The sequence below is a fragment of the Flavihumibacter solisilvae genome (assembly GCF_000814475.1).
GTDB classification, from domain to species: Bacteria; Bacteroidota; Bacteroidia; order Chitinophagales; family Chitinophagaceae; genus Flavihumibacter; species Flavihumibacter solisilvae.
Genome location: NZ_JSVC01000035.1, coordinates 1 through 5,149 on the forward strand (window position 1 = coordinate 1; position 5,149 = coordinate 5,149).

Here is a 5,149-nt window from a genome sequence, read left to right on the forward strand (position 1 = left end):
TAACGGGACAAATATATCTAATAAGGACAAATTTGTCCTTAATTATTTTGAGATTAATTCCTAGTTTAGATGATCAAAATCAATCTCATGTTTTCAAAGGCGACAGAATATGCGTTACGGGCTACGATCTACATTGCCCAAACTACCACGGAAGACAATAAATGCAGCATCGATGACATTGCCCGGGCCATAGATTCGCCCGTTTCCTTTACTGCCAAAATATTGCAGACCCTGCGCAGGGATAATAAAGTGATCCGTTCTGTTCCCGGGCCTAATGGTGGATTCTACATTACAGACAAATGCCGCAATAAACCGGTACGCGCTGTCCTCGATGTGATGGGTGAGGGGCAGGTTCTGGAGAAATGTGTGCTCGGTCTACACAAATGTTCCGGCACCAATCCCTGTCCTATGCACAATCAATACAAGGAGATCAAGGAGCAATTAATTGAATTGTTTGATAGCAGGACGATCCAGGACCTTGCGGACGACATCAACAAAGGCGGGAAGTTTTTGAAAAGCAGGTGAAAGAAGCTGTCCTCCTAATTTGAACTGGTCTGGTAAAATCGGTAACTTTGATCTACCACATTCTGAATGTTATTTTCATAGTTCAAGTCTGATACCCCTGCTGGTTGACAATCTAATTGATTGTTATGGGAGGTGCACACTTCATATGGTACACAACAGCTTCTCTGAATGCATTGCTTCAAAGCGCATACGAACAAGTTAACCGGTACCGTAATCCCGGGTTCCGGGCAATATTTGTCCTGCTTTTAATTGTGTCTGGATTCGGGTGCAACAAAGATGACGATGAGCCGCAACCTGAACCACCTCCTGTTGCTGATAGTCTTGTGACCCAGTCAAGGACCGCCACTTACCTTAATAGTTTGGGTGGCTGGCCGGATTTTTACGTCAATGCATATCCGGAAGCCACTGCTGAAGATGTGGCGGTGGACGATGATAAGTTTGCATCTACATATGAATTAGATACCGATAATTGGTATGCCAGCCTCTCTTTACAGGGATTTGAATTCAACATACCGGAAAATGCCACCATAAAGAATATTATAGTGAAAGTAAGAAGATTTAAAAAAGGGAGCCCTGCTATCGGGGATAATTTTCTGACCTTAATGCAAAGGTATAATTGTGACCTTGGTATTTGTGTATACGGTGTACATTGGACCGACCAGGACTCATATTCCGGTAAAGTATATCCGGATAATGAAACGGAATATATATTTTCTCAACCCGGAAGTGGATATAATGGTGGCTATTTTCATAATGAGTCATATTTATGGACTCCGGCAATTATTAACAAAACATTTTTTGGGGTAAGAATAGACGTGTCGCCACCAGTGGGCGCAGGTAAGGTAAAGATCTACTACGACCAGGTTACAGTTACCGTAGAATACTTAGTACCTCGATGAAATGGCGCCGTGGAGCTATCATCATGAAAACGAAACGTTGGCAGCAGCAATGGGTTTATAGTCGAATATTATCTTTATATGTGTTCCACCATTTGTTTCGATGGAATAGCTACCGCCCAGGTCATCAGTGAGTCCCTGCAGCATTTCCATCCCCATAGTGGTGCCCGTCCTGGTTTCGAAATCCGTTGGAAGCCCGCGTCCATTGTCACTTATCCCCAACATTATCTGCGAATCTGAAATATAACTTAGAGAAATAGTGATCTTGCCATCCATTGTATCTGTAAATGCATATTTGATCGAATTCGTAATTGCCTCATTAAGGATTAAACCCAGGGTAAGGCCGGAAGCATCATCCAGTTCAATATTCTCAACCTGCAACGAAAATCCGATGCTATCCCTGATTGCATAGCTCTCCCGGAGGTATTCAACCAGTTCATAAATGTATTCAGGCATCCGGATGGTCGACAGCGTTGCAGACTGGTAAAGCTTCTGGTGAATGATGGACATCGAATGAATTCTGTGCTGGCTTTCTTTGATTGCTGAATACGCCTCTTTATTCTTAAGGTAACTTGACTGGATCTCCAGCAGGCTTGCCACCACATGAAAGTTATTCTTGACCCGGTGATGGATTTCTTTTACCAGCCATTCCTTCTCGTTCAGGTAAAGCTGTAGCTGTTGATTTTTCTGAAGTATTATTTTATTGCTTTGTTGTTTGTGCCTGAATTGCCTGTAGAGCAAGCCAATGATAATAAATAAAAAAACAATTCCACCGATCGTGAAATTTTTTACCAGCCTGGCCTGCTTTAGGTGATTTTGCTGCAACTGGTTCTTTTGATTCAATACCGTGATTTCATTTTTATTTTTTTCCGTTTCGAATTCAACTTCCAGTTGCCTTATTTGCCTGCCGGATGCTTCATTAAAGAGCGAATCATTCAGCGCCTGGTATTTCAACAGGTTCCCCGCTGCTGATTTGTACTCACCCCTTGCAGTGTCTAACCGGAATTTGAGATAGTAGTCTTCCTTAACCCGATGAGGATCACCGATTTTCTGGCTTAATGAATCAATTGCACGGGTATACGTCTCGGCCGAATTATATTGTCTCGCGTGCAGGTAATAACCTATCATTATTCGATAGAAGTCATTCAACAACTTATCCTGGGGTTTATGAATCCTGTTCAGCTGAAGTATCTGGTTGCTATATGATTGCATCTCTTTATAGTCCCTCAGCTCATTGTAAATTTTCAGGTATGACAAAGGCGTGTAGATATAACTTTCGTCCAGCGTTGGCTCGAGATTTTTCTTTGGAAGTGTTCCCATTAAAACCAGCGCCTCGTAAGGCTTCTTTAATGCTATATAGCTGTCGACGGTGTTTGCCATAACTTGCAACAACGCCTCATTGTCATTATATTTTATAGCTACCTTCATGGCTTCACGGTAGTAGCCGATTGCTTTTTCATTTTCATTTAGCCGGAATAATGTCTTTCCGATATAATTATTGATCTGGCAAAGCGACATACTGCTGTCGCCCCTGATCTGGGCATTCTTCAGGGCCATTAAGCCATAATTGAGCGCGTGTTTGTAATCTCCTTCCTGGTAGTAGATGTATGAATATAGAATGTAAACTCCCTGGAGCGATGTGTAACCTATGGATTTATAGATTTGAAGACTACGATCAAGCATTTTGACTGCTTTTTCCCGTTCATCATTCAATGCATAAAGATCCGCCAGGTGTTTAAGACAAAAAGCAAGTTGTTCTTTATATTTTGTATGTTCATATGACTGAATAGCCAGTTCGACAAGTCGCCTTTTCTCGGCACTCTCATTAAGATTGCCCCAGCTATAGTATTCGGATAATAAGAAGTATGCGTTTGCCGAATAGTATTTGTTTTTACTATTTCCCAGTCTTTTAACAGCGGTTTCCGCCATTGCCTTCCCTTCCTTTATCTGCCCGTTCTCCCTGGCAATCTGCGACTGTAGTAAAATTTGAATGGCCTCGGCATCGGCAGATTTTATTTTATTATTCAGATATGCAGCTTTGCGCATGCATTCCCTGGCGCTGTCGAAATCAACTTTTTCTTCTCCAGCTTTGAAGATGTAATATTTCGCCAACATCAGGAAGATGTCCAGTTGATCGGCTTCCGATCTGCCTTCCGACAAAGATTTTAACAGCGAGTCGGCATCTTCTTTCGAAACCTCCTGGCTATAAGTTGTTAGCACCATCATTACTAACAGGATCAGTATTGTCAGCCTGCCCGCCATTGTACTAAAAGTTTAGCTGTTTTTCCTGGCTGTGATTTCCTTTTCAATCCCCAGCTTCTTGATCCTTGAGGTTAATGTGTTGGCATTGATATCAAGTATTTCTGCAGCTCCTCCCTTCCCGGATATTTTCCAGTTACAACTTTCAAGGACTGAAAGAATATGGTCACGTTCATTTTCTATCATGGTTTTAAATCCGTCTTTATTGGCAGGGGTGGAGCTGGTAGTTTTTTTTGAAACAGGAATATCAGCGGTTTCAATTATGGCGCTGTTTGAGAGCACGATATTTCGTTGGATAGTATTCTCTAATTCCCGGATATTGCCGGGCCAGTCATACTGCAGAAGCGATTTTGTAGCTTCCTCTGATAATTCGGGAGGCTGCCTTCCCTCTTCGGCATATTTCTTCAGAAAATAATTTGCCAATGGTATTATATCATCTTTTCGTTCACGCAACGAAGGCAACATCAGTGGAAAAACGTTAAGCCTGTAATACAGGTCAATGCGGAAACGCCCGGCTGCAACTTCCTCCACCAGGTCTTTATTTGTAGCGGCCAGTACACGTAAATTGACTTTCCTGGGCTTTCCTCCAATGGGTTCAATCTCTCTTTCCTGTAATACCCTAAGGAATTTTACCTGCAGCTCAATTGGTAATTCGCCGATCTCGTCCAGGAATATTGTTCCTTCATCGGCCAGTTCAAACTTGCCTTCCCTTTTAGTGGCGGCCCCGGTAAAGGAACCTTTTTCATGGCCGAACAATTCAGATTCGATCAGGTTAGGTGGTAGTGTACCGCAATTAACGACAACGAATGGTTTGCTGCGCCTGGCCGAAATTTTGTGAATGGAACGGGCGATCATTTCTTTTCCTGTACCGCTTTCCCCGAGTATCAGCACGGAAGTGTCTTTAGCACCAACGATTTTCGCCTGTTCAAGTGTTTCCAGGAACTTCTGGCTTTTGCCGATCAGGTTATTAAATTCCGGGGGCAGTGCAACCGCGACCGGTTTTTTTGATGCGATAGACTCCGTTTTTTCAGGCTGCCGGTTCTTGTGAAGGTATAGTGCAACGTCCAGCATGATCAACACATCTTTTGCGCGAAAAGGTTTTACCATAAAGCCATATGGCTTGGTTGATTTTGCTGCTTCCAGTATCTGCCTGTTTGAATTGGCCGATAAGTACACAAATGCGATGTTTTTTTCATTCAATATTTTGCCCAGATCTATACCGGTTCCTTCTCCGTGCAGAAAGATATCAAGCAATACGAGGTCAGGCTTCTCTTTTTCAATGATTGATAATGCCGCATCAACTGAACGTGCAATGGCACACGTAAAGTATCCTGCGTTAGTGAGTATAACATTGAGACTCTTGGCCTCAATAAACTGATCTTCCACTATCAGGATCTTAGGTTTCAATGTATGGCTTTTTGATGTGCTATTAAATTTACAACAGTTCTTTATCTAAACCATAAAACATT

Annotated in this window: 4 protein-coding genes; 2 read left to right on the forward strand and 2 right to left on the reverse strand. The window is 42.5% G+C overall.

The features are described 5' to 3' along the window. Positions 1-69: 69 nt before the first annotated feature. Together OI18_RS21940 and OI18_RS21945 are read left to right on the forward strand one after the other, a co-directional pair. A complete protein-coding gene (locus OI18_RS21940) occupies positions 70-525 on the forward strand; it encodes an RrF2 family transcriptional regulator (RefSeq protein ID WP_052273484.1) in 456 nt (151 codons plus the stop codon). 125 nt (positions 526-650) lie between these two features. Next, entirely contained in the window at positions 651-1,424 is a 774-nt protein-coding gene (locus OI18_RS21945; protein WP_039144077.1) for a hypothetical protein, read from the forward strand. Positions 1,425-1,445: 21 nt separating this feature from the next. Here the strand turns inward: OI18_RS21945 and OI18_RS21950 are convergent, their stop codons facing one another. Together OI18_RS21950 and OI18_RS21955 are read right to left on the reverse strand one after the other, a co-directional pair. Continuing rightward, on the reverse strand, positions 1,446-3,683 hold the full coding sequence (locus OI18_RS21950) for a tetratricopeptide repeat-containing sensor histidine kinase (RefSeq protein ID WP_039144079.1): 2,238 nt from the start codon (positions 3,681-3,683) through the stop codon (positions 1,446-1,448). 12 nt (positions 3,684-3,695) lie between these two features. Continuing rightward, entirely contained in the window at positions 3,696-5,087 is a 1,392-nt protein-coding gene (locus OI18_RS21955) for a sigma-54-dependent transcriptional regulator (protein ID WP_039144081.1), read from the reverse strand. Positions 5,088-5,149: the final 62 nt, after the last annotated feature.

Excerpts from the sequence above, each read along its gene's own strand:
- OI18_RS21940 (WP_052273484.1), top strand. The coding sequence starts at position 70 with ATGATCAAAATCAATCTCATGTTTTCAAAGGCGACAGAATATGCGTTA.
- OI18_RS21945 (WP_039144077.1), top strand. The coding sequence starts at position 651 with ATGGGAGGTGCACACTTCATATGGTACACAACAGCTTCTCTGAATGCA.
- OI18_RS21950 (WP_039144079.1), bottom strand. The coding sequence starts at position 3,683 with ATGGCGGGCAGGCTGACAATACTGATCCTGTTAGTAATGATGGTGCTA.